18 protein-coding genes and 1 pseudogene are annotated in these 23,190 nt (G+C 71.2%); 13 read left to right on the top strand and 6 right to left on the bottom strand.

Annotation, left to right across the window (positions count from 1 at the left end; translation table 11 throughout):
• Positions 1–394: 394 nt before the first annotated feature.
• From Vgi01_RS07740 to Vgi01_RS07725, 4 genes are read left to right on the top strand one after another with little or no spacing between them, the layout of a single operon-like run.
• Positions 395–3,577: a sensor histidine kinase gene (locus Vgi01_RS07740; RefSeq protein WP_204290562.1), complete on the top strand. Its 3,183-nt coding sequence runs from the start codon at positions 395–397 to the stop codon at positions 3,575–3,577.
• Positions 3,574–3,981 (top strand): roadblock/LC7 domain-containing protein, encoded by a 408-nt coding sequence (locus tag Vgi01_RS07735; protein ID WP_067313320.1) that lies wholly within the window; start codon positions 3,574–3,576, stop codon positions 3,979–3,981. The genes Vgi01_RS07740 and Vgi01_RS07735 overlap by 4 nt, the downstream gene beginning before the upstream one ends.
• A 42-nt stretch (positions 3,982–4,023) precedes the next feature.
• Entirely contained in the window at positions 4,024–4,386 is a 363-nt protein-coding gene (locus Vgi01_RS07730; protein ID WP_102658793.1) for a DUF742 domain-containing protein, read from the top strand.
• Positions 4,367–4,990, top strand: a complete 624-nt coding sequence (locus Vgi01_RS07725) for a GTP-binding protein (protein ID WP_013735905.1) — start codon at positions 4,367–4,369, stop codon at positions 4,988–4,990. Before Vgi01_RS07730 ends, Vgi01_RS07725 begins: the two co-directional genes overlap by 20 nt.
• A gap of 125 nt (positions 4,991–5,115) precedes the next feature.
• Here Vgi01_RS07725 and Vgi01_RS07720 read toward each other — a convergent pair whose 3' ends face one another.
• Genes Vgi01_RS07720 through Vgi01_RS07700 form a run of 5 tightly spaced genes read right to left on the bottom strand, consistent with a single transcriptional unit; the run spans position 5,116 to position 12,726 of the window.
• Positions 5,116–6,204 (bottom strand): uroporphyrinogen-III synthase, encoded by a 1,089-nt coding sequence (locus Vgi01_RS07720; RefSeq protein ID WP_102658794.1) that lies wholly within the window; start codon positions 6,202–6,204, stop codon positions 5,116–5,118.
• A complete protein-coding gene (gene nirD, locus Vgi01_RS07715) occupies positions 6,205–6,552 on the bottom strand; it encodes a nitrite reductase small subunit NirD (RefSeq protein WP_013735903.1) in 348 nt (115 codons plus the stop codon).
• On the bottom strand, positions 6,549–9,071 hold the full coding sequence (gene nirB / locus Vgi01_RS07710; RefSeq protein WP_204290561.1) for a nitrite reductase large subunit NirB: 2,523 nt from the start codon (positions 9,069–9,071) through the stop codon (positions 6,549–6,551). The genes nirD and nirB overlap by 4 nt, the downstream gene beginning before the upstream one ends.
• Positions 9,068–10,504, bottom strand: coding sequence for an FAD-dependent oxidoreductase (locus Vgi01_RS07705; protein ID WP_204290569.1), 1,437 nt, complete (start codon positions 10,502–10,504; stop codon positions 9,068–9,070). Before Vgi01_RS07705 ends, nirB begins: the two co-directional genes overlap by 4 nt.
• 14 nt (positions 10,505–10,518) lie before the next feature.
• Positions 10,519–12,726, bottom strand: a complete 2,208-nt coding sequence (locus Vgi01_RS07700) for a molybdopterin oxidoreductase family protein (protein ID WP_204290560.1) — start codon at positions 12,724–12,726, stop codon at positions 10,519–10,521.
• 248 nt (positions 12,727–12,974) lie between these two features.
• Between Vgi01_RS07700 and Vgi01_RS07695 the strand changes: the two genes are divergently transcribed.
• The 8 genes and pseudogenes from Vgi01_RS07695 (at position 12,975) to Vgi01_RS30520 (ending at position 19,752) form a co-directional block, all read left to right on the top strand.
• Positions 12,975–13,232, top strand: coding sequence for a hypothetical protein (locus tag Vgi01_RS07695; RefSeq protein ID WP_102658798.1), 258 nt, complete (start codon positions 12,975–12,977; stop codon positions 13,230–13,232).
• The gene (locus tag Vgi01_RS07690; protein ID WP_204290559.1) at positions 13,222–13,515 is read left to right on the top strand and encodes a type II toxin-antitoxin system PemK/MazF family toxin; all 294 of its coding nucleotides are present in this window, start codon (positions 13,222–13,224) and stop codon (positions 13,513–13,515) included. Before Vgi01_RS07695 ends, Vgi01_RS07690 begins: the two co-directional genes overlap by 11 nt.
• 105 nt (positions 13,516–13,620) lie before the next feature.
• Positions 13,621–14,988 carry an MFS transporter gene (locus tag Vgi01_RS07685; RefSeq protein WP_204290558.1) on the top strand — a complete coding sequence of 456 codons (1,368 nt, stop codon included), beginning with the start codon at positions 13,621–13,623 and terminating at the stop codon, positions 14,986–14,988.
• Positions 14,989–15,196: 208 nt separating this feature from the next.
• Positions 15,197–15,640: a 50S ribosomal protein L13 gene (rplM, locus tag Vgi01_RS07680; protein ID WP_013735896.1), complete on the top strand. Its 444-nt coding sequence runs from the start codon at positions 15,197–15,199 to the stop codon at positions 15,638–15,640.
• Between the two features lie 20 nt (positions 15,641–15,660).
• Positions 15,661–16,125, top strand: coding sequence for a 30S ribosomal protein S9 (gene rpsI / locus Vgi01_RS07675; RefSeq protein WP_102658823.1), 465 nt, complete (start codon positions 15,661–15,663; stop codon positions 16,123–16,125).
• A gap of 186 nt (positions 16,126–16,311) precedes the next feature.
• On the top strand, positions 16,312–17,667 hold the full coding sequence (gene glmM, locus Vgi01_RS07670) for a phosphoglucosamine mutase (protein ID WP_204290557.1): 1,356 nt from the start codon (positions 16,312–16,314) through the stop codon (positions 17,665–17,667).
• Between the two features lie 264 nt (positions 17,668–17,931).
• A pseudogene (locus tag Vgi01_RS30525) lies at positions 17,932–19,206 on the top strand (collagen-binding domain-containing protein); the annotation flags it as partial.
• Positions 19,189–19,752 (top strand): CLIPPER-2 domain-containing protein, encoded by a 564-nt coding sequence (locus Vgi01_RS30520; protein ID WP_425559837.1) that lies wholly within the window; start codon positions 19,189–19,191, stop codon positions 19,750–19,752. The pseudogene Vgi01_RS30525 and the gene Vgi01_RS30520, both read left to right, overlap by 18 nt.
• Positions 19,753–19,820: 68 nt before the next feature.
• Here Vgi01_RS30520 and Vgi01_RS07660 read toward each other — a convergent pair whose 3' ends face one another.
• Positions 19,821–21,014 carry a pyridoxal phosphate-dependent aminotransferase gene (locus tag Vgi01_RS07660; RefSeq protein ID WP_204290555.1) on the bottom strand — a complete coding sequence of 398 codons (1,194 nt, stop codon included), beginning with the start codon at positions 21,012–21,014 and terminating at the stop codon, positions 19,821–19,823.
• Positions 21,015–21,171: 157 nt separating this feature from the next.
• Here Vgi01_RS07660 and glmS point away from each other — a divergent pair, with 157 nt between their 5' ends.
• Entirely contained in the window at positions 21,172–23,085 is a 1,914-nt protein-coding gene (gene glmS, locus Vgi01_RS07655; protein WP_204290554.1) for a glutamine--fructose-6-phosphate transaminase (isomerizing), read from the top strand.
• The last annotated feature ends 105 nt before the right edge of the window (positions 23,086–23,190 follow it).

Below are 23,190 nucleotides of genomic sequence, written 5' to 3'. Positions count from 1 at the left end.
CCTCAGTGGATATTCTGGGTAGGTCTGCCGTACCGTGTGCGCGAAGCCTGCAAAACCTTGCCAATGCCGGGCGCTGGGGTCAAGCGGAGCCGCCGGGGAGCGTTTCGGGACGTCAATCCCACATGTTGGCGTAACCAGATGTTTTCGTATGCTCACGCTGGCGACATGAATGACCACTCTGGAGTGACATGCCCTGATCAAGGGCACTGTGGAAATGTAGGTATTAGTTGAGCGGACAACAGGATGCGTGTCCACCAACCGTTTCCTGCCTCACTGCGGCTTCCCAAACCCGATCTCGTCTGATGAAATCGCGGCCGTGCCGCGCGTGGCGCCGGCCGTCGTTCCAACTACGGGTCGACGGGTCAGGCGCGGAGAAAACGACGGAGGCGATGTCGTGAGCACCGGACCGACGACCCTGCCCGCCAGCGGCGACGCCGAGCACAACGGACGGCGCAGGCTGCCCCGGCTGCGCGACGCCCGGATCCGGTCCAAGCTGGCGTTGATCCTGGTCGTTCCGGTGGCTGCGGTCATCGCATTGGCCACAGTCCGTCTGGTCGCCGTCGGTGAAGGCGCCTACGAGGCTTCCCAGGCTCGCTCGCTCACCGTCCTGTCGACGAAGATCTCCGCCTTGGCCAACGACCTGCACGCCGAGCGGATGGCGGCTGCCGCCTACCTGGCCTCGACGCAGCAGCAGGTCGACGCGTACAACCTGCGGGTGCGTCGGACCCAGGAACGGGTCGATGCGTACCGCGCGGAGCGAGCCCGGATCGGCGACGTCCCCACCGCGGTCCGCGACCGGCTGACGGCCATCGACCGGCACCTGGACACCCTCGACGGCACCCGACAGGAAGTGCTCGACCGCCAGCAGATGCAGGTCGCCGAGGCCGCGTTGCGCTACGGCGTAATCCTGGCCGACCTGGTCGGCTACAGCGACGGCCTGGCCCAGTTGCCGGGCGAGGAGAGCCTGGCCGACAACCGGCGCGCGGTCGCCGCCTTCGCCCGCGCCAAGGCGGCCGTGGCCGAGGAAGAGGCCGTCGCGTTCACTGCGCTGACCACCGGACGGCTCGACACCGAGCAGTTCTCCGCGTTCGTGGCCACCCTGACCGGCCAGCAGGAAGCGCTGCTGTCCTTCTCGTTGGCCGCCGACCCGACCCAACGGGCGCTTGTCGAGAGCACCGTCTCCGGTGACGCCGTGGTGCTGGCCGACCGGATCGCCACCGACATCACCCGCTCGGTCGGCCGGGGCTCGCCGGTCTCCGCCCAGGACGCCACCGCAGCGATCGGCGCGGTGCACGAGCTGATGCGGTGGGCCGAGGGCGAGCTGGAGAACCGGCTCCTCGCCAAGACCGAGCAGGCCCGGTCGGACGTCATCCGGCAGGCGATCGTCGAGACCACGCTCGTGTTGCTCACCCTGGTCATCGCGGTGACCCTGGCCGTGGTGCTGGCCCGCTCGCTGAACCACTCGCTGCGTCGGCTCCGCGAGGGTGCGCTCTCGGTGGCCAACCACGACCTGCCCGAGGCGGTGCGCCGCCTGCAGGGGATGGGCAACGTCAGCGACGGCAGCGTCGACGAGATCGTCCGCGAGGTACGAGACCCGATCCAGCTCAACAACCGTGACGAGGTGGGCCAGGTCGCCTCGGCGTTCAACGTCGTGCACCGGGAGGCCGTCCGGGTCGCGGCCGAGCAGGCGGCCCTGCGGAGCAGCGTCTCGGCGATGTTCCTCAACCTGGCCCGCCGCAGTCAGACGCTTGTCGACCGGATGATCGGCGAACTCGACGCGATCGAGCGCGGCGAGGAGGACCCGAAGCGCCTCGCCCAGCTCTTCGAGCTCGACCACCTCGCCACTCGAATGCGCCGCAACGACGAGAACCTGCTGGTGCTGGCCGGGGCCGACTCCGCCGTGCCACGCCGCGACGACGCGTTGCTCGTCGACGTGCTGCGGGCCGCGCAGTCCGAGGTGGAGCTCTACAACCGGATCGAGTTCGGCACCGTCGACACCGACGTGTCGGTGGCCGCGCACGCGGTCAACGACGTCGTCCGGCTGGTGGCCGAACTGCTCGACAACGCCACCCGCTTCTCGCCGCCGAACACCACGGTGGTTGCCGACGGCCGGCGGATCCGTGACTACGTGCTCATCCAGATCGAGGACCGTGGTCTCGGCCTGACCGACGAGCAACTGGACTCGCTGAACAAGCGACTCGCCGCTCCCTCCACCGTGGACGTCGCGGCGTTCCGGCTGATGGGTCTGGCCGTGGTCAGCCGGCTCGCGGCCCGCTACGGCATCCGGGTCGAGCTGCGCCGTAACGTCGAGGGTGGCACCGTCGCCCAGATCACGCTGCCGGCCGCCACGGTGATCCTGCCGAGCCTCCGGGGCCGCGACCAGGCGATCACCCGCCCGCGCCAGCCGCTCGCGGTCGAGCAGTCGCCGGCCGGTGCCGGTGAACCGCTCGCCGGAGCGGGGCGCAGCACCACCGCCACCCTCAGCGACAGGTGGCGCAGCGCGCCGGCCGCCACGCCGTGGCCCGCCGCCGACCCCACACCGCAGCACACGCCACCGGCGCACACGTCTCCACCGGCGTACGCCGGCGGGTTCAACGCCGGTACGCCCACCGTCGCCTCGCCGACCATCGACCCGCTGTCCTACCGGACGGCGAACACCCCCAGCAACCCGCAGCCGGCCGCACCCGTGCTGCCGGTCGGTCCGGTCGCCGGTGCCCCGGTCACCACCGCGAACGGGTTCGCGCCCGCCGCCCCGAACGGCTTCACACCGGCGGCGGCGCCGAGCGGGTTCACACCGGCGGCGGCGCCGAGCGGGTTCGCGCCGACCGCGGGTCAGGGGTCGGGCGGCGGTCAGGACGCCCCGATGTTCGGTGGGCTGGGTGCCAGCCTGGCCGCGACCGCTCCGATGGCCAGCGCACCGATCACCGCGCCGCCGGAGCCGCAGGCCGAGGCGCCGATCTTCCGCGAGATGGAAGCGGTCTGGTTCCGGTCGCACGGCAACGACGTGACGGCGATCTTCAGTCGGCCGCAGTTCGACGAGTCACCCGCGACCGCGACCGCGACCGCCGGTCCGCCGGCCGCCAGCCCGTCGGCACCGGCCGTCGAGCCGACGAAGGGGCGCACTCCGCTGCCCACCCGTACACCGGGTGCTGCTGCCGGCGACGCCTCCCTGTCGCCACCGTCGTACCCCACCTCGTCCGCCGCGTCGACAGGTACCCCGGCTGCGGCGCCCCCACCGGCCGCGCCCCCGCCGGCGGCGCCACCGACGCCGGCTGCCGCCCCGTCCGCCGCTGCCGACGACGACGCCTGGCGGACCGCGGCCGACGAGGGCTGGACGCGCGCCAGCCAGGCCGCCGAGCCCACCCCGGCCGGTACGACCCGGTCCGGCCTGCCGAAGCGGGTGCCGCAGGCGCAACTCGTGCCCGGCGGGATCGAGCCCCGGAGCGGACGGGAACACAGTCGGCGTACGCCGGACGAAGTACGCGGTCTGCTGTCGGCCTACCACCGCGGCGTCCAGCGCGGCCGAACGGCCGGCGCGACTCAGAACAGCACCTCGACCAAGGAGACGAGCCGATGAACAGGCCCGCGGCCATGCAGGACATGGGTTGGCTACTCACCAACTTCGCCGACAGCGTGGCGGGCATCGCCCACGTGGTGGCGGTGTCCGCGGACGGGCTGCTGCTCGCCTCCTCCCGCGACCTGCCGACGGACCGGGCTGATCAGCTCGCCGCCATCACCTCAGGTGTGGTCAGCCTGACCGAGGGCGCGGCGCGGATGTTCAGCGCCGGCGGGGTGTTGCAGACCGTCATCGAGATGGACAGCGGCTACCTGTTCCTGATGTCGATCAGCGACGGTTCGTCGATGGCGGTGCTCGCGGCGCGCAGCTGCGACGTCGGTCAGGTGGGTTACGAGATGGCGTTGCTTGTCGAGCGCGTCGGCGCGGCGCTGGTGCCGTTGCCCCGGGACGCGGTGCGGTCATAGCGCGCACGGTGCGACGGCGGACGGGAGAGGAGGTGATTGCGGATGGATCCGCGACGTGACCCGCGGGGTGCTCTGGTGCGACCGTACGCGGTCACCAGGGGCCGCACCGAACCGCTCCAGGACATCGCCCTGGAGGCGGTGCTGGTCGCCAGCCCCACCCAGATCGCCGAGTCGCGGTTTGCCGGGCACGACAAGCATCGCATCGCCATGGTCTGCGAGGGCCGCCCCGAGTCCCTGGCGGAGATCGCCGCGTACACCCGGCTACCGCTGGGTGTCGCCCGGGTGCTGGTCGCCGACATGGTGGCCGACGGCCTGTTGACGCTACAGACGGCTGCTCCCGCCACAGGTTTCGAGGAGCGGATGGAAATGCTGGGAAGGGTGCTGAGTGGACTTCGCGAGCTATGACCCCGCCGGGGCCCGCCAGAGCCGGGGAATCATCTCCGCGAAGATCGTCGTCGCGGGTGGCTTCGGTGTCGGCAAGACCACGTTGGTCGGTGCGATCTCGGAGATCACACCGCTGACCACCGAGGCGGTGATGACCGCGGCGGGCGTCGGGATCGACGACTCGTCAAAGGTGCCGGGCAAGGAGACCACCACGGTCGCCATGGACTTCGGCCGGATCACCATGGCGCAGGATCTGATCCTGTACCTCTTCGGCACACCTGGGCAGACCCGGTTCTGGTTCATGTGGGACGAGATCATCCGTGGTGCGGTGGGGGCTGCCGTCCTGGTGGACACCCGCCGGATCACCGACGCGTTCGCCCCCCTGGACTACTTCGAGAACCGCAGGCTGCCGTACGTGGTCGCGCTGAACCGGTTCGACGGCGCGCCGCAGTACGAGTTGGACGAGGTACGTGAGGCGCTGGCCATCTCGCCGGACGTACCGCTGGTGATGACCGACGCCCGGCGGCGTGAGTCGGTCAAGCAGGTGATGGTGACCGTCGTCGAACACGCCATGGCGCGGCTTCAGGCCGAACACGACAGGGGTTTCCCGACCCCGGTCGGCTGACCTCCGACGAGCACTCGTCTCGCCAGCCCGGCACTGTCCGGTACTGGCGGGACGGGTGCTCGTCGCATGTTAAGCAGGGGCCCCTGTACTACTCCAGGCGTTAACGAGGGGCCCTTCCTTACACGTCAGTCGACGCGGAGGCGGTAGCCGCGCTTGACGACGGTCTGCACCACCCGGGGAGCCTTCAGACCGGCGCGTAGCCGCGCCACCGCCATCTCCACGGCATGCTCGTCGGCACCGCGCGGCAGCGTCCGCAGCAGGGCGGTACGCGACAGCACCCGACCCGGAGACTGGGCCAGCGCCCGCAGCACCGCCATCGGCGCCGGCGCCAACGGACGCAGTTCCCCGTCGATCACGGCGGCGTGCCCGCGCAGCGTGAGCAGATGCCCGGCGACCTTGATGGTGACCGTACGGCGGGGCAGTTCGTCGACGATGGTGCGCACCAGCGCGCCCAACCGGGCCCGGCTCGGTGCACTCACCGGTACGCCCCGGCGGACCAACGGCTCGGCGGTCACCGGGCCGACACAGCTGGCCAGCACGTCGCTGCGCAACGCGGCCAGGACCGCCTCCGTCCGGTCGCCTGCGGCGCGCAGCAGTGCCTCCGCCGCCGGTGCCGAGGTGAAGGTGACCGCGTCCACCAGCCGGCCGGCCACCAGGTCGACAAGCCGGTGCAGGGGCGCCGGATCGGTGGGTGGCGCCCAGCGGTAGACCGGGATCTCGATGACGGTCGCCCCGGCCTCCTCCAGGGCCCGGGTGCACTCGGGCTGCCGATCGCCGTGCAACTGCATGGCGATCACCTGCCCGGCCACCCCCCGGCGGCGCAGGTGCTCGACGACCTCGTCACAGCTCTCCGATTCCGGAGACCACTGGTCGTACAGGCCGGCCGCGCGGATCGCGCCACGTGCCTTCGGGCCCCGGGCCACCACGTACGCGTCGCTGAGCACCGAGCGCAGCGGCTCGGCGACCCCCCAGCCCTCGGCGGCCTCCAGCCACCCGCGCATGCCGATCCCGGTGTTGGCCATCAGCACGTCCGGTGGCCGGTCCAGGCAGGCCCGGGTGGCCTCGCGCAGCGCGCTGTCGTCCGCGAGCGGCACGATCCGCAGCGCGGGCGCGAGCACCACCCGCGCGCCGCGCCGCTGGAGCAGCGCGGCGAGTTCGTCCCGCCGCCGGTCGGCGGTCACCCCGATGGTGAAGCCGGCCAGTTCCTCGCGCATTCACTCCTCCTGTCGCAGCCGCACCTCGACCATGCCGTCCCGGCAACGGATCTCGTGCCGGGCAACACAGACACCTGGCAGGTCGAGACAGTCCCCCGTACGCAGGTCGTACACCTGCTTGTGCAGCGGCGAGGCGACCGTGGGCACGCCGCGGCGGCTGCCCACGATGCCCCGGGACAGCACGTACGCGCCGGTGACCGGGTCTCGGTTCTCGATCGCGTACAACCCGTCGGCGGTCCGGAAGAGCGCGACCTGGACGCCGTCGATCAGGGCGGCGACGCCCCGGTCCAGGTCCAGTCGGCTCAACGGGCAGACGGTGTGCCAGCGCACGGTCGTCACGGTGTTCATCGCCGTACCTCCGGCAGTCCGAGGGTGACCGGTTGACGGCCGTCGGATGCGGCGGGTCTGCCGCCGGCGGGTACGGGTTGCCCGCGTTCGGTGACGAAGGTGATCGACGGGTCGGGTACGTCCGGCGCGTTGACGAAGGAGGTGAACCGGCGTAACCGGTCCGGGTCGTCGAGCACGTCACGCCATTCGTCGGAGTAGGACGTGACGTGCCGGGCCATCGCGGCGTCGAGGTCGGCGCAGAGGCCGAGCGAGTCGTCCACGATGACTGCTCGCAGGTGGTCCAGGCCGCCGTCCATGGCTTCGATCCAGGCGGCGGTGCGTTGCAACCGGTCGGCGGTGCGGATGTAGTACATCAGGAATCTGTCGATGAGCTGGATCAGTGCTTCTGTGGACAGATCAGTGGCGAACAGGTCGGCGTGCCGGGGCCGGAAGCCACCGTTGCCGCCGAGGTAGAGGTTCCAGCCGGTCTCGGTGGCGATGATGCCGAAATCCTTGCTGCGCGCCTCGGCGCACTCCCTGGCACAACCGGAGACCGCCGACTTGATCTTGTGTGGGGCGCGCAGTCCCCGGTAGCGCAGTTCCAGCGCGACGGCGAGGCCGACCGAGTCCTGCACGCCGTACCGGCACCAGGTCGAGCCGACGCAGGACTTCACCGTCCGCAGCGCCTTGCCGTACGCGTGACCGGACTCGAACCCGGCGTCGACCAGCCGCCGCCAGATCTGCGGCAACTGTTCCACCCGGGCCCCGAACAGGTCGATCCGCTGGCCACCGGTGATCTTCGTGTAGAGCTGGAAGTCCCGGGCCACCTCGCCGATCACGATGAGCTTCTCCGGGGTGATCTCGCCGCCGGGGATCCGGGGCACCACCGAGTAGCTGCCGTCGCGTTGCAGGTTCGCCAGGAAGTGGTCGTTGGTGTCCTGCAACGCGGCCTGCTCGCCGTCGAGGATGTGCCCGTTGCCGAGCGACGCGAGGATCGAGGCGACGACCGGCTTGCAGATGTCGCAACCCCGGCCCCGCCCGTGTTCGGTGATCAACCGGGAGAAGGTCCGGATGCCGCGTACCCGCACGATGTCGAACAGCTCCTGCCGGCTGAGGTCGAAGTGCTCGCACAGCGCCCGGGACTGGGTGACACCGGCCGCGTCGAGCAGTTGCTTGAGCATCGGCACGCAGGAACCGCAACTGGTGCCGGCCCGGGTGCACGCCTTCAGGGCGGCCACGTCCGCGCAGCCGTCCGCGATGGCCGAGTCGATGTCCGCGCGGGTCACCGCGTTGCAGGAACAGACCTGCGCGGACGCCGGCAGCGCCCCCACCGACGCGCCGTCGGCACCGGCCGGGGCGAGCAACGCCAACGGGGGTGCCGGCAGCGGCCCGCCCACACTCGCCCGCAGGGTCGGGTACGCGCTGGCGTCACCCACCAGCACCCCGCCGAGCAGCGTCGTCGCGTCGTCGGAGAGGACCAGCTTGGCGTAGACCCGGGTGGCCGGATCGGTGTACGTCACGTCCAGGCAGCCCGGCGTGGTGCCGTGCGCGTCACCGAACGAGGCCACGTCGACGCCGAGCAGCTTGAGCTTGGTGGCGGTGTCCGCGCCGGGGAAGGTGGCCGCCCCGCCGACCAGCCGGTCGGCCACCACCTCGGCCATCGCGTACCCGGGTGCCACCAGCCCGTAGCAGGTGCCCTCGACCGCCGCGCACTCGCCGACCGCGTAGATCCGCTCGTCGCTGGTGCGGCAGGAATCGTCCACCAGCAGCCCGCCGCGCGGGCCGACGTCGAGTCCGGCCGCGCGGGCCAGCTCGTCGCGGGGGCGGATGCCGGCGGCCACCACCACCAGGTCGGCGTCGAGCAGCGTGCCGTCGGCCAGTTCCAGGGCGGCGACCGTACCGTCCGGGCCGGGTCGCAACGCGGTGGTCGCCACCCCGAGGTGACAGCCCACTCCCAGTTCCTCGACGTACCGGCGCAGCAGCGCACCCCCGGCGGTGTCGATCTGAGCCGGCATCAGCCGGGGCGCGAACTCCACCACGCTTGTCGAGAGGCCGAGCAGGCGCAGGGCGTTGGCGGCCTCCAGGCCGAGCAGACCGCCCCCGATCACCGCGCCGGTGCGCCGGCCCCGGGCGTGCTCCTCGATCGCCGCCAGGTCGTCGAGCGTCCGGTAGACGAACACCCCGGGCAGGCCGACGCCGTCCACCGGGGGCACGAACGCCGACGAACCGGTGGCGAAGACCAGCACGTCGTACGGGTACTCGCCGCCGGCCGTGGTCACCACCCGGCGCTCCCGGTCCACACCGGTCACCGCCTCGCCGAGGCGCAACCGCACCCCGTCGTACGCGGTGTGCAGGTTCAGGTCGTCGGCCGAGACGCCGTCGAAGTACGCCGAGAGCCGCACCCGGTCGTACGCCGGCCGGGGTTCCTCGGCGAGCACGGTGACCCGCCAGCGGCCCTGCGGGTCCCGCGAACGCAGTGCGTCCACGAACCGCTGCCCGACCATGCCGTTGCCGATCACGACCACGTTGCCGCCGGTCATCGTCCCACCTCCACCGGATCCGCTCTGGACAACCAGTCGACGATGCCGGCGACCGCGTCCCGGCAGCTGCCGCAGCCGGTACCGGCCCTGGTCCCGGCGACGACCTCGTCGAACGTGCGCGCCCCGCCCCGCCAGCAGGTCACCAGCGCGCCCTTGCTGACCGTGTTGCACTGGCACACGGTGGCCGTGTCGGGCATCAACGCCGGGGAGGCGGCCGGAGCCGCGACAGCCCCGCCCACGGCCCGGCCGAGCAGCAGTGCCCGCCGGTCGGTGGGCACCGGATGACCCCTGTCGAACAACTGGATGACCGTGCCCACCGACGGGTTGTCGCCGAGCAGGATCGCGGCGGCCAACCGCTCGTCGTGGATGCGTAGCCGGGCGTAGGTGCCCCGGGCCGGATCGGCGAAGGTCAACTCCTCGCCGGGGCCACTCGTCGGGTCACCCATCGCCGCGAGGTCGATGCCGGCCGCCTTGAGCCGGGTTACCACCGGCCGGGGGTGGTAGCGGGCCTGCGGGTCCTGCCCGGTCAGCAGTTGGGCCACCACCCGGGCCTGCGCCCAGGCCGGTGCGACCAGGCCGGTCGGGGCCGTGCCGTGCTGCGCGCAGTCGCCGATCGCGGAGATCCGTGGGTCGCTGGTGCGCAGCCGGTCGTCGACAAGCACACCCCGGTCCACCGTCAGGCCGGCCGCCTCGGCGAGCGCGGTGTCGGGGCGTACCCCGCAGGCGAGGACCAGCAGGTCGGCGTCGAGCGTACGACCGTCGGACAGGCTCAGCCGGACCCCGCAGGCGTCGGCCGTCAGGCCGGTCGGAGTGACGGCCAGATGGGTGGTCACGCCGAGTTCGGCGAGGGTGCCGGCCAGGATCTCGCCGGCCACGGCGTCGAGTTGGCGTTCCATCAGGTACGGCACCCGGTGCACCACCGCGACGTCGAGCCCTCGGGCGGCCAGCCCTCGGGCCGCCTCCAGGCCGAGCAGCCCACCGCCGAGCACCAGGGCGCGGTGCGCGCCGTCGGCCAGGGCGAGGATGCGCCGGCAGTCGGCCAGGGTCCGGAAGGCGACCACCCGTTGCGGCGGCGAGGTCGGGTCGAGGCCGGGCAGCGCCGGCACCACCGCCTGCGCGCCGGTGGCGAGCACCAGGTGGTCGTAGCCGATCCGGCCGCCGTCGTCGGTGCGTACCTCCCGGGCGGCGCGGTCGATGGCCCGTACCGCGACTCCGGTGCGCAGGTCGACGCCGCGACCGGTGGCCTCCGTCAGCTCCACGTCCGGCTCGCCGATCTTCCCGGCGAGCAGCGTGGACAGCATGATCCGGTTGTACGCCCGGTGCGGCTCCGCCCCGACCACTGTGACCTTGTCCTGGCCGCGGGCGTGCAGCTCGGCGGCCAGGCGGGCCCCGGCCATGCCGTTGCCGACCACCACCACCCGCTCGCCGCTCATGGCGCTCTGCCCGGTCACGCCGCCACCCGCTCCACCCGGACCGCGCAGATCTTGAACTCGGGCATGCCGGAGATCGGGTCGACGGCGTCGTTGGTGACGGAGTTGGCCCGGGCGGCCCCACCCCAGTGGAACGGTGCGAAGACGGTGTCCGGCCGGATCGCCGAACTGAGCCGGGCCGGCGCGCGGAACTCGCCCCGTCGGGAGAGCACCCGCACCGGTTCGCCGTCGACCACCCCGAGCCGCCCGGCGAGGTCGGGGTGCAGCTCCACGAAGGCGTCGGGAGCGGCCTGCCGCAGCGCGGCCACCCGGCGGGTCTGGGTGCCGGACTGGTACTGGGCGAGCACCCGGCCGGTGGTGAAGTGCAGCGGGTACTCCGCGCAGACCTCCTCGGCCGCCGGTCGGTGCTCCACCGGATGGAACCGGGCCCGCCCGTCGGGGGTGGCGAAGCCGTCGGCGAACAGTCGCGGCGAGTCCGGCCCGTCCTCGCTCGGGCACGGCCAGAACACGCCGTCGGCGGCGTCGATCCGCGCCCAGTCGATCCCGGCGTAGTCGGCGATCCCACCGGCCGAGGCCCGCCGCAACTCCGCGAACACGGTACGCGGGTCGGCGGCCAGCTCTTCGCGCTCACCGTCGGCGGCGCTGTCGGCTGCTTCGGCGGCGTTGGCGGCTGTTAACAGGGGGCCCTTGCTATGCACGAGGCGATAAGAAGGTGCCCTTCCTTTCAACCGGGTGGTGAGGGTGGCGAGGATGGCGAGGTCGGTGCGGACGCCGGGTGGGGGTGGGCGCAGGGCGCGGCGGCGTAGCACCCGACCCTCCAGGTTGGTCATGGTGCCGTCCTCCTCGGCCCACTGGGCGGTGGGCAGCACCACGTCGGCAAGCGCCGCCGTCTCGGAGAGCAGCAGGTCGGTGACGACGAGCAGGTCCAGGTCACGCAGCCGGCTCTCGATCCTCGCCGCCCGAGGGGCGGAGACCACCGGGTTGGAGCCGAAGACCAGCAGCGCACGCGGGCCGTCGTCGGTGCCCAACGAATCCAGCAACTGGTACGCGGGCACCCCCGGGCCGGGGAGTTCGTCGGCGGACACGCCCCACACCTGTGCGACGTGGGCGCGGGCCGCCGGGTCGTCGATCCGGCGGTAGCCGGGCAGTTGGTCGGCCTTCTGCCCGTGCTCGCGGCCACCCTGCCCGTTGCCCTGCCCGGTCAGGCAGCCGTACCCGGAGCCGGGGCGGCCGGGCAGGCCGAGCGCCAGGGCGAGGTTGACGAAGGCGGTGACCGTGTCGACGCCCTTGGCGTGCTGTTCCGCGCCCCGGGCGGTGAGGATGATCGCCCGTTCGGCGGTGCCGAGGGCGCGGGCGGTCGCCTCCAGGTCGGCCACCGGCACGCCGGAGAGTGCCTCGGTCCGCGCCGGCCACCAACCCGCTACCGTGCGCCGGACGTCGGTGAAGCCGGTGGTACGGGTGGCCACGTAGTCGTCGTCGACGTAGCCCTCGGTCAGGGCGATGTGCAGCAGCGCGTTGGCCACCGCCAGGTCGGTGCCGGGCAGCGGTTGCAGGTGCAGGTCGGCCTGCCGCGCGGTGGCGGTGAGCCGGGGATCGACCACGATCAGCGTGCCGCCGCGCTGCCGCAGCTCGGTGAGCCACCGGACCAGCGGGGGCATGGTCTCCGCCGGGTTCGCGCCGACCAGCAGCAGGGTGTCCGCGTGCCCGAGGTCGGACAGCGGGAAGGGCAGTCCACGATCGACACCGAAGGCGCGCATCCCGGCGGCGGCGGCCGACGACATGCAAAACCGTCCGTTGTAGTCGATGTTGCGGGTGCCCAGCGTGACCCGCGCGAACTTGCCGAGCGCGTACGCCTTCTCGTTGGTGAGCCCGCCGCCACCGAAGACGGCGACCGCGTCGCGGCCGTGCCGTCGCTGCACCTCGCCGATGCCGGTGGCGATGCGGTCCAGCGCGGCCTCCCAGCTGGCCGGGCGGAGTTCGCCGCTGGTCGGGTCGCGCAGCAGCGGGGTGGTCAGTCGGTCCGGGTGGGTCAGCAGCTCGGCCGAGGTCCAGCCCTTCTGGCACAGGCCACCGCGGTTGGTGGGGAACTGCCGGGGGAGTACGGACACCGGGCCGTCCTGCTCACGCAGCGTCATCCCGCACTGAAGGGCGCAGTACGGGCAGTGCGTCGCCACCTCCCGGGGTGTGCGCCCCGGTGCAGTCGCCGACCGTGCACCGTCTGTCATGTCGGCAAAGCGTGCCGCCGCCCAGTTTCCGGCCCGCGTCTCGTTTGTTTCGGTCCTGTCAAGTGCCGCTCACACCGCACGGCGGCGGCGCACCGGATCGCATGGCCTGGAATGTGGAACGATTCTCCCGGATATCGGGAGAGGGGAGTGGTCGCCATGGATGTGACCGAGGCGTTCGACGCCGCAGCCGGTAGTCACGGTGTGCGGATCGGATGACTGACGGTCATACCAGCGGTATTCTGTCTGGCATGACAGCCAAGGTGACTCTGTCGTTCTCCGACGAGACGATCGCCGACGCCCGACGGTTCGCCGAACGGGAGGGGCTCTCCCTCTCCGCCTGGATGGACCAGGCCGCGCGGGAGAAGGCGCTGCGCGAGGTCTTCGCGGCCCACGCCGCCGCGGTGGGTCGGGCCGGGCTGGATCTGGAGTCCGCCTCGCTTGCCGACGCGCAGGAGGTGGGCCTGGTCGACGACCTGCTCTTCGGCGGTCGCCCACGTGCTGCGTAGGGGCGAGGTCTGGCGGATCGAGGGGGCCCGCGAGCGGCTCGGGCTGGTGATCAGCTCCGACGTCTACAACTCCACAGCCGTGCCCATCGTGATCGTCGCCGAGGTGGTCGAGGCGGCGTTGCTGCGTGACTCACCGCTGGCGGTGACGATGGGCGGCTGGGTGGTGATGCCCGACCGGATCTCCTCGCCGATGAAGAAGTGGTTCACCGAGTGCGTGGACGTGGCCGACGCCGAGACGATGCGCCACGTCGACCGGGCGCTGCGCATCCTCCAGCAACTCTGAACCGGCGCGTCTCACCGCGCACCCCGGCCGGTGGTGCGCTTCCCGTTGCCGGGCCGACCCGAAGGACGAACGCCACGGTAACTGTCGATTCCTAGCTTCGGCGCCATGACCACCACGAGCGCGCAACCCGAGGCCGTCCAGGAGGAGACCCTGGACCGCCGTCCCGGCCGCTGGATCGGGCACTGGGCACCGGAGGACCACACCTTCTGGCGTACGACCGGCAGCCGGATCGCCCGCCGCAACCTGATCTGGTCGATCTTCGCCGAACACATCGGCTTCTCGGTGTGGCTGCTGTGGAGCATCGTCGTCGTCCGGCTCGGTGACGCCGGTTGGCAGCTGACCACCAGCCAGGCGCTCTGGCTGACCGCCGTACCGAGCGGGGTCGGCGCGTTGCTGCGGTTGCCGTACACCTTCGCGGTGCCGGTGTTCGGCGGCCGGAACTGGACGATCGTCTCGGCACTCCTGCTGATCGTGCCCTGCGCGGGCCTGGCCTGGGCGGTCGAGCGCCCGGAGGTCGGCTTCCCGGTGTTGTTGCTGATCGCCGCCACCGCCGGGTTCGGCGGCGGCAACTTCGCCTCCAGCATGGCGAACATCTCGTTCTTCTATCCGGAACGCGAGAAGGGCTGGGCGCTGGGTCTCAACGCCGCCGGCGGCAACATCGGCGTGGCGGTGGTGCAGTTCCTGGTGCCGCAGATGATCGTGCTCGGTGGCGGGCTCGCGCTGGCCCGGGCCGGGCTGATGTACATCCCGCTGGCGGTGATCGCCGCGGTCTGCGCGTACCTGTTCATGGACAACCTGGTGGAGGCCAAGGCCGACGTACGGCCGGTCTGGTCCTCGCTGCGGCATCGGGACACCTGGATCATGTCCCTGCTCTACATCGGCACCTTCGGCTCGTTCATCGGCTACTCGGCGGCCTTCCCGACCCTGCTCACCTCGGTGTTCGGTCGGCCGGACGTCGCACTGACCTGGGCGTTCCTCGGCGCGGCGGTCGGCTCGTTCTGCCGCCCCTTCGGCGGTCGGCTCTCCGACGTGGTGGGCGGTGCCCGGGTGACGATGGTCAGCTTCGTGCTGATGGCAGTCGGCGCGCTGGCCGCGCTCTGGTCGGTCGAGCAGCGCAGCCTGGGTGTCTTCTTCGCGGCCTTCCTGCTGCTGTTCGTGGCCACCGGCGTCGGCAACGGCTCGACCTACCGGATGATCAGTCGGATCTTCCAGGTCAAGGGGGAGGAGTTGGGGGGCTCGCCGGAGGTGATGCTGGCGATGCGTCGACAGGCCGCCGGCGCGTTGGGAATCATCTCGGCGGTCGGTGCCTTCGGTGGTTTTCTGGTGCCGATCTGTTACGCCTGGGCCCGGTCGACCTACGGTGGGATCCAGCCGGCGCTGCGCTTCTACGTGGGCTTCTTCCTGGTGCTGCTCCTGCTCACCTGGGCGGCGTACCTGCGGCCGGGGGCCCGATTGGCGCGGGCGGGGGTGTGATCAAGGCCATTTACGGTGCGTTCGGCGCGCCTGTCGGACCCCGTTTTGACCGGCCGGTCGGGCTGCGGGTATCGTTGCCTGCTGTTGTACGACATCTGTGGGCGTGCCGCCTGAGGTACGCTTGGTCGTTCGTGCGCGCTGGTCCGGCTGGGATGTCCTGGTCACCTCGGCGCGCGACCCCAGACCGACGACGAGACAAGGTAGACCTGTGCGTACGTACAGCCCGAAGCCGGGTGAGATCGAGCGTCAGTGGCACGTCATCGACGCCTCTGATGTCGTGCTGGGCCGCCTGGCCACCCACGCCGCCACGCTGCTGCGGGGCAAGCACAAGCCGACTTTCGCGCCGCACGTTGACACGGGCGACTTCGTCGTCGTCGTGAACGCGGGCAAGGTTGCGCTGACCGGCAACAAGCGCCAGCAGAAGATCGCTTACCGGCACTCCGGTTACCCGGGTGGCCTCAAGCAGGTCGGCTACGAGGAGCTGCTGTCCAAGCGCCCCGAGCGGGCCATCGAGCTGGCTGTGAAGGGGATGCTCCCGCACAACAAGCTCGGCCGTCAGCTGATCAAGAAGCTGAAGGTCTACGCCGGTGCAGAGCACCCGCACGGCGCGCAGCAGCCGGTGCCGTTCGAGATCAAGCAGATCGCGCAGTGAGCGCGGGCGAAGGAAGCAGCATGACCGACATCACCGCCACCGAGGTTGCCCCTGAGGCCACCGAGGCGCCGGCGCCCGTCGCCCGCGCGCCTCGTGGTGACCGCCCGATCCAGACCGTGGGCCGCCGCAAGGAGGCCATCGTCCGGGTGCGGATCGTGCCGGGCACCGGCAAGATCACCTGCAACGGCCGGGACCTTGAGGCCTACTTCCCGAGCAAGGTGCACCAGCAGCTGATCAAGGACCCGCTGGTGACCGCCGAGAAGCCCGAGGCGTTCGACGTCATCGCCAACCTGCGTGGCGGCGGCACCACCGGCCAGGCCGGTGCGCTGCGGCTGGCCATCGCCCGGGCGCTGATCGTCAACGAGCCGGACGACCGCCCGGCCCTGAAGAAGGCCGGCTTCCTGACCCGGGACGCCCGGGTCAAGGAAAGCAAGAAGTACGGCCTCAAGAAGGCCCGTAAGGCTCCTCAGTACTCGAAGCGCTGATCTTCAGCCGCACCTTGTACTTCTGACGGACGGCCGGTCCGCCTCCCCTCGACTCGGGAGGTGGGCCGGCCGTTTCCGCCTCTTCGTGACAGGGCAGGTTCCGCCCCTTCTCACAGGGCAGTTTCCGTCCTCCTTTCCAAGGGCAATTTCTCCCACGACGGCAAGTTTCATCGGAGGTTGGCGGGTATGGGCCGGTTGTTCGGCACGGACGGCGTACGCGGGCGCGCGAACGCCGATCTCACCCCGGAGTTGGCACTCTCGGTGGCGGTCGCGGCTGCCCACACCCTTGCCGAGTCGGATCGAAGTCATGCCCCGCTGGCCGTGGTCGGGCGGGACACCCGGGCCAGCGGCGAGATGCTGGAGGCGGCCGTGGTCGCCGGGCTGACCAGCGCGGGCGCGACAGTCGTCCGGGTCGGAGTGCTGCCCACCCCGGCCGTGGCGTTCCTCACCGCGGAGGCCAAGGCGGACCTCGGGGTGATGCTGTCCGCCTCGCACAACCCGATGCCGGACAACGGGATCAAGCTCTTCGCGGCCGGCGGGCACAAGCTGCCCGACGAGATCGAGATGCGGATAGAGGCGACCGTCGAGGCCAACGGCAGCACCGCCTGGGAGCGCCCGGTCGGCGCGGGAGTCGGTCGGGTGCACGACCTGCTCGACGGTGCCGACCACTACGTGCAGCACCTCGTCGGCACCGTGCCGCACCGCCTCGACGGGATCAAGGTCGTGGTGGACTGCGCCAACGGCGCCGCCGCCGAGGTGGCGCCGGCGGCGTACCGGGAGGCCGGTGCCGAGGTCATCGCGATCCACGCCGAGCCGGACGGGCTGAACATCAACGACGAGTGCGGGTCGAACCACATCGCGACCCTGCGTCAGGCAGTGGTCGAGCACGGCGCACACCTGGGCATCGCGCACGACGGTGACGCCGACCGGTGCGTCGCGGTGACCGCCGACGGCGACGAGGTCGACGGCGACCAGGTGATGGCGATCCTGGCCCTGGCCATGCGGGAGGCCGGCACGCTGACCGGGGACACCCTGGTCGCCACCGTGATGAGCAACCTCGGCCTGCGCCTGGCCATGTCCGCCGAAGGCATCCGGCTGATCGAGACCAAGGTCGGCGACCGGTACGTGCTGGAGGAGTTGCGCGCCTCCGGGCTGGCGCTCGGTGGCGAGCAGAGCGGACACATCGTGATGCCCGCGTACGCGACCACCGGCGACGGGGTGCTGACCGGGCTGCACCTGATGGCCCGGATGGCGGCCACCGGTCGTACCCTGGCCGACCTCGCGGCGGTGGTGACCAAGCTGCCGCAGGTGCTGATCAACGTGCCGGTCGGGGACCGCACCGTGGGTGCCGCCGCGCCGGCGGTCCGCGCCGAGGTCCAGCGGGCCGAGGTCGAGCTGGGCGAGACCGGCCGGGTGCTGCTGCGCCCGTCGGGCACCGAGCCGCTGGTGCGGGTGATGGTCGAGGCGGCCAGCGAGGCGGTCGCCCAGGAGGTCGCCGAACGCATCGCCGCTCAGGTCCGCACCGCCAGCCCGGCTTCCTGACCGGCCTCACCGCCCTGAAAGGCAGTCATTGTCCACCTGCGGGTGACTATCGGGCAAATGGGACCTAATTCCCTTTCCGCCCCGAATGGGTCGATAGGCTTCGGCCGAATCGGTATTCATACGGGGGAAAGTGAATGGGAACTCTTATTCGAACGCGGTGCGTGCATGTCGTTCGCGCATCATGGACAGCCGTCGCGCTCATGCTCCTGGCGACCCTGTCGCTCGCTGCCGCGCCTGCGCACGCGGCACCGGCGGTGGGAGCGGCCCGTCGGCCCGGTCAATCCCGTGGACCCGGCGTTGAGCTTCGGTGTGATGACCGAGGGGGATGCCAATCTGGTCGGCGACGAGAACGAGGGCACCATCGCGGTCGGCGGCAACCTGAGCTTCGGCAACTACCAGGTGGCGGGCCAGACGGCCGGCTCCTTCATCGCACCGGGTGACAGCGTCCCCTCGGCACTCGTCGTCGGGGGCCGCGTCGACTTCGCCAACAGCGTGCCGGGCAGCCGGCTCCAGGTGCTCTCCGGCGGATACGCCAAGGTCGGTGACCTGACCGGGACGTTCGTCCGGGACACCGACAACAACGGTGCGGCCGTGAACACCCGCATCCTGCCGGCCGACGACTACGAGGCCACCCCTCGGGTGGAACTGACGGTCCGGCAGGATCCGGACGATGTCGGTCCCACCTCCCCGATCGACTTCGCGGCGGCGTTCCAGAGCTTCCGCAGCACCTCGAACTCCCTCGCCACCTGTGCCAACACGGTGGTCCTGCGAAACCCCGAAGGCGAGGTGCTGCCGCGGCCCATTCCGCCCGGCACCAACGCCGTGGTCACCCTGGCCCCCGGGGTGACGAATGTGCTGAACATCAGCGCCACCGACCTGAACAACATCGACATTCTGACCTTCGCGGACCGGCCGACGGCGAGTACGCCGCTGCTGGTGAACGTGGACACCAGCGATGTCGGCAACGAGTTCGACTGGGAGGTCCCGATCTTCGCCGGCATCGGCGGTGAGGAGGCCCGCTACATCCTGTTCAACTTCCCGACCGCCACCGAGCTCACGCTCACGGCGGAGTCGGCGAGCCTGGAGGGGACGATCTACGCCCCCAACGCAGACCTGACCGATCTGGCGTCCTCCAACACCGAGGGCACCATCATCACCCGCACTTTCGAGCACCGTGGCGGTGAGGTCCACTACTTCCCGTTCTCGACGACGTTGACCTGCAACGGGGAGGCCCCCGCCGCAATCAGCCTGGTCAAGTCGTCGACGACGACGGTGATCACCGAGGTGGGTCAGCAGGTGCCGTACCGGTACCTGGTGACGAACACAGGTGAGGTGACCTTGACCGAGGTGACGGTGACGGACGTGCGGACACCGCCGTCGTCGGGTAGCGGGCTGAGCCCGATCAGTTGCCCGCGGACGGAGCTTGCGCCGGGCGAGTCGATGACGTGTACGGCGACGTACACGGTGACGCAGGCGGACCTGGAAGCGGGCCGCGTGACGAACGCGGCGACGGCGTCGGGGGTGACTCCGCAGGGGGAGACGGTGACGTCCCCGCCGTCGTCGGTGACGATCCCCACGCAGCCCGGCGAGGCGTCGATCACCCTGGTGAAGTCGTCGTCGACGAAGATCGTGCACCGGATCGGTGAGCAGGTCGTCTACCAGTACGTGATCACCAACACCGGCTCGGTGCCGCTGACCGGGGTGACGGTGACTGACACGTTCGTCGCACCTGCGGACCCGGCGAACCTGAGCCCGATCGTCTGCGGCCCGGATCAGACCCCCAACGGTCAGGTCACGTTGGCCGCCGGGGAATCGGTGACGTGTACGGCCACCTACACGGTGACCAAGGCGGACTTCCACCACGGTGCGATCACCAACACGGCCACGGCGACCGGCACGCCTCCTTCCGGGCCGGCACCGGTCTCGCCGGAGTCCAGCGTGACCGTCCGGGTGAAGGGGAAGCTGCCGGTCACCGGAGGTTCGTTCCTGGTCCCGCTGGCCGGCACGGGTACGGCGGCGCTGGCCGCGGGTGCGGCCCTGCTGCTGATCACACGACGGCGCGTCCGGCCCGAACTCGGGTCGTGACCGCCTGACGGGGGTGGGCCGGAACCGTACGGGTTCCGGCCCACCTGCGTGACTGTCGCGCGTATCCCTCAGGGGTTGAGTGCGAGCCGGTGCAGCCGGGTCACCGCCTCGGCCAGCACCTCGGTGCGTTTGCAGAAGGCGAACCGGACCAGGCGGCGTCCGGCCTCCGGGTCGTCGTAGAAGACCTGGGTGGGTACGGCCACCACGCCACAACGCTCGGGCAGGGAACGGCAGAACTCGACGCCGTCGGAGCCGCCGAGGGCGGTGATGTCGGCGGTGACGAAGTACGTCCCCTCCGGAGTGAGCACCTCGAAGCCGGCGTCGACCAGCCCGCCGATCAGTTGGTCCCGGCGGGCCTGCATGCCGGCGCGGAACTCGGTGAAGTAGGCGTCGGGCAGACCGAGCGCGACCGCCACCGCCGGTTGCAGGGGTGCGGCGTTGACGTAGGTGAGGAACTGCTTGACCCGCAGCATCGCGGAGACCAGCGCGGCCGGTCCGCTCGCCCAGCCCACCTTCCAGCCGGTGCAGGAGAAGGTCTTGCCGGCCGAGGAGATGCGCAGGGTGCGCTCCCGCATGCCGGGCAGGCTCGCCAGCGGGACGTGTTCGCTCGCCGCGTCGGTGAAGACCAGGTGCTCGTACACCTCGTCGGTGACCGCGTACGCGCCGTGCTCCTGGCAGAGTTCGGCGATCAGGGCCAGTTCGGCCGGGGTGAAGACCTTGCCGGTCGGGTTGTGCGGCGAGTTCAGCAGCACCAGCCGGGTACGCGGGCCGAACGCGGCGCGCAGCGCGGCCGGGTCGAAGGCGTACCGACCGTCGGGGCCGGGCCGCAGGGTGACCGGTCGGCGCACCGCACCGGCAAGCGCGATCGAGGCGGCGTACGAGTCGTAGTACGGCTCGAAGCAGAGCACCTCGTCACCGGGCTCGCAGAGGGCGAGGATCGCCGCGGCGATCGCCTCGGTGGCACCGGCGGTGATCACCACTTCGCCGTCCGGGTCGTACTCCAGGCCCCAGAAGCGGTGTTGGTGGGCCGCCACCGCCGCGCGCAGCTCGGGGATGCCGGGGCCCGGCGGGTACTGGTTGCGGCCGGAGCGCAGCGCGTCGGCCGCGGCGGCGAGCATCTCCGGCGGGCCGTCGGTGTCGGGGAAGCCCTGCCCGAGGTTCACCGCGCCGGTCCGGACGGCGAGGGCGGACATCTCGGCGAAGATCGTCGTCCCGAACGGGCGCATCCGGCTCACCAGGGGGTCGACATCAGTGCTCGTCACGCCCGTCAGGGTACGGGTGCGCGCCATCACGACGCCTTGCCCAACCTGAGTGCTTTGTGAGCCCGATCACCTGATCCTGCCTAATCGCTCAAGTTCAGTGATTGTTTACCCGGCTTTCGCGCAGACAACGTGAGCGAAACTGGTTAGGCTGCCACCCATGTGTGGAATCGTGGGTTACGCCGGTGCCCGACCGGCGCTCGGCATCGTGCTCGACGGTCTGCGGCGGCTGGAGTACCGCGGCTACGACTCGGCCGGCGTCGCCGTCGCCTGCGACGGACAGCTGTTGACCGAGAAGAAGGCCGGCAAGCTGGCCAACCTGGAGAAGGTGCTCTCCGAACGCGCCGCCGAGGACCCGGACGGTTGCGCTGCCAGCCCGCTCGGCATCGGTGACGGCACCACCGGCATCGGCCACACCCGCTGGGCCACCCACGGCGGACCCACCGACCGCAACGCCCACCCGCACCTGTCGCCGGACGGCCGGGTCGCGGTCATCCACAACGGCATCATCGAGAACTTCGCCAAGCTCCGCACCGAGCTGGAGGACGACGGCGTCACCTTCGTCAGCGACACCGACACCGAGTGCGCGGCGCACCTGCTCGGCAAGGCACTTGCCGAGCTGCGCGCGGCCGGTCAGCCGGACGGGCCGCACCTGCTCTCCGCCGCCATGCAGGTGGTCTGCCAGCGGCTGGAGGGTGCCTTCACGCTGCTCGCCGTGGACGCCGCGATCCCCGGTGCGGTGGTCGGCGCCCGCCGCAACTCGCCCCTGGTGGTCGGCCGCGGCGACGGGGAGAACTACCTGGCAAGTGATGTCGCCGCGTTCATCGAGCACACCCGCGACGCGGTCGAGCTGGGCCAGGACCAGATCGTCCTGATCACCGCCGACTTCATCGAGATCACCGACTTCGCCGGTCAGCCCGCCAGCGGCAAGGACTTCCACATCGACTGGGACTCCTCGGCCGCGGAGAAGGGCGGCTACGACTGGTTCATGCTCAAGGAGATCGAGGAGCAGCCGCAGGCTGTGGCCGACACGCTGCTCGGCCGGCTGACCGAGAGCGGCGAGATCATGCTCGACGAGGTGCGCCTCAGCGACCAGGATCTCCGCGACGTCGACAAGATCTTCATCGTGGCCTGCGGCACCGCGTACCACTCCGGGCTGGTCGCCAAGTACGCCATCGAGCACTGGACCCGGATCCCCTGCGAGGTGGAGCTGGCCAGCGAGTTCCGCTACCGCGACCCGGTGCTCGACCGGTCCACCCTGATCGTGGTGATCTCGCAGTCCGGCGAGACGATGGACACCCTGATGGCGCTGCGGCACGCCAAGGACCAGAAGGCCCGGGTGCTGGCCATCTGCAACACCAACGGCTCCACCATTCCCCGCGAGTCCGACGCGGTGCTCTACACCCACGGCGGGCCGGAGATCGCCGTCGCCTCCACCAAGGCGTTCCTCACCCAGTTGGTCGCCTGCTACCTGATCGGCCTGCACCTGGCCCAGGTGCGCGGCATCAAGTTCGCCGACGAGGTGGCCGCCGTGGTGGAGCAGCTGCACCAGGTGCCGGACAAGCTGCGCGAGCTGCTCGGGCGCATCGAGCCGGTGCGGGAGCTGGCCCGCGAGCTGGCCGACCAGCCGACGGTGCTGTTCATCGGCCGGCACGTCGGCTACCCGGTGGCGCTGGAGGGTGCGCTCAAGCTCAAGGAGCTGGCGTACATGCACGCCGAGGGCTTCGCCGCGGGCGAGCTCAAGCACGGCCCGATCGCCCTGATCGACCAGGGCACCCCGGTGATCTGCGTGGTGCCCTCGCCGGTGGGTCGCGGCCTGCTGCACGACAAGATCGTCTCCAACATCCAGGAGGTACGCGCCCGAGGCGCCCGCACCATCGTGATCGCCGAGGAAGGCGACGAGTCGGTGGTGCGTTACGCCGACCATCTGATCTACGTGCCGCGGACGCCGACGCTGCTCGCGCCACTGCTGACGACCGTGCCGTTGCAGATCTTCGCCGCCGAGATCGCCGCCGCCCGGGGACACGACGTGGATCAGCCGCGCAACCTCGCCAAGTCCGTCACCGTCGAGTAGCCGGCCCCGCCGGGCGGTCACCGCTGACCGCCCGGCCGCCGCGCTTGTGTCGAAGCGCCGGCACCGTCCGGCCGCCGCACTTGTGTCGAAGCGCCGGCACCGCCC

This window comes from Micromonospora gifhornensis (assembly GCF_016863515.1).
Classification (GTDB): Bacteria; Actinomycetota; Actinomycetes; order Mycobacteriales; family Micromonosporaceae; genus Micromonospora; species Micromonospora gifhornensis.
This window is presented reverse-complemented; position numbering and strand designations above follow the sequence as displayed.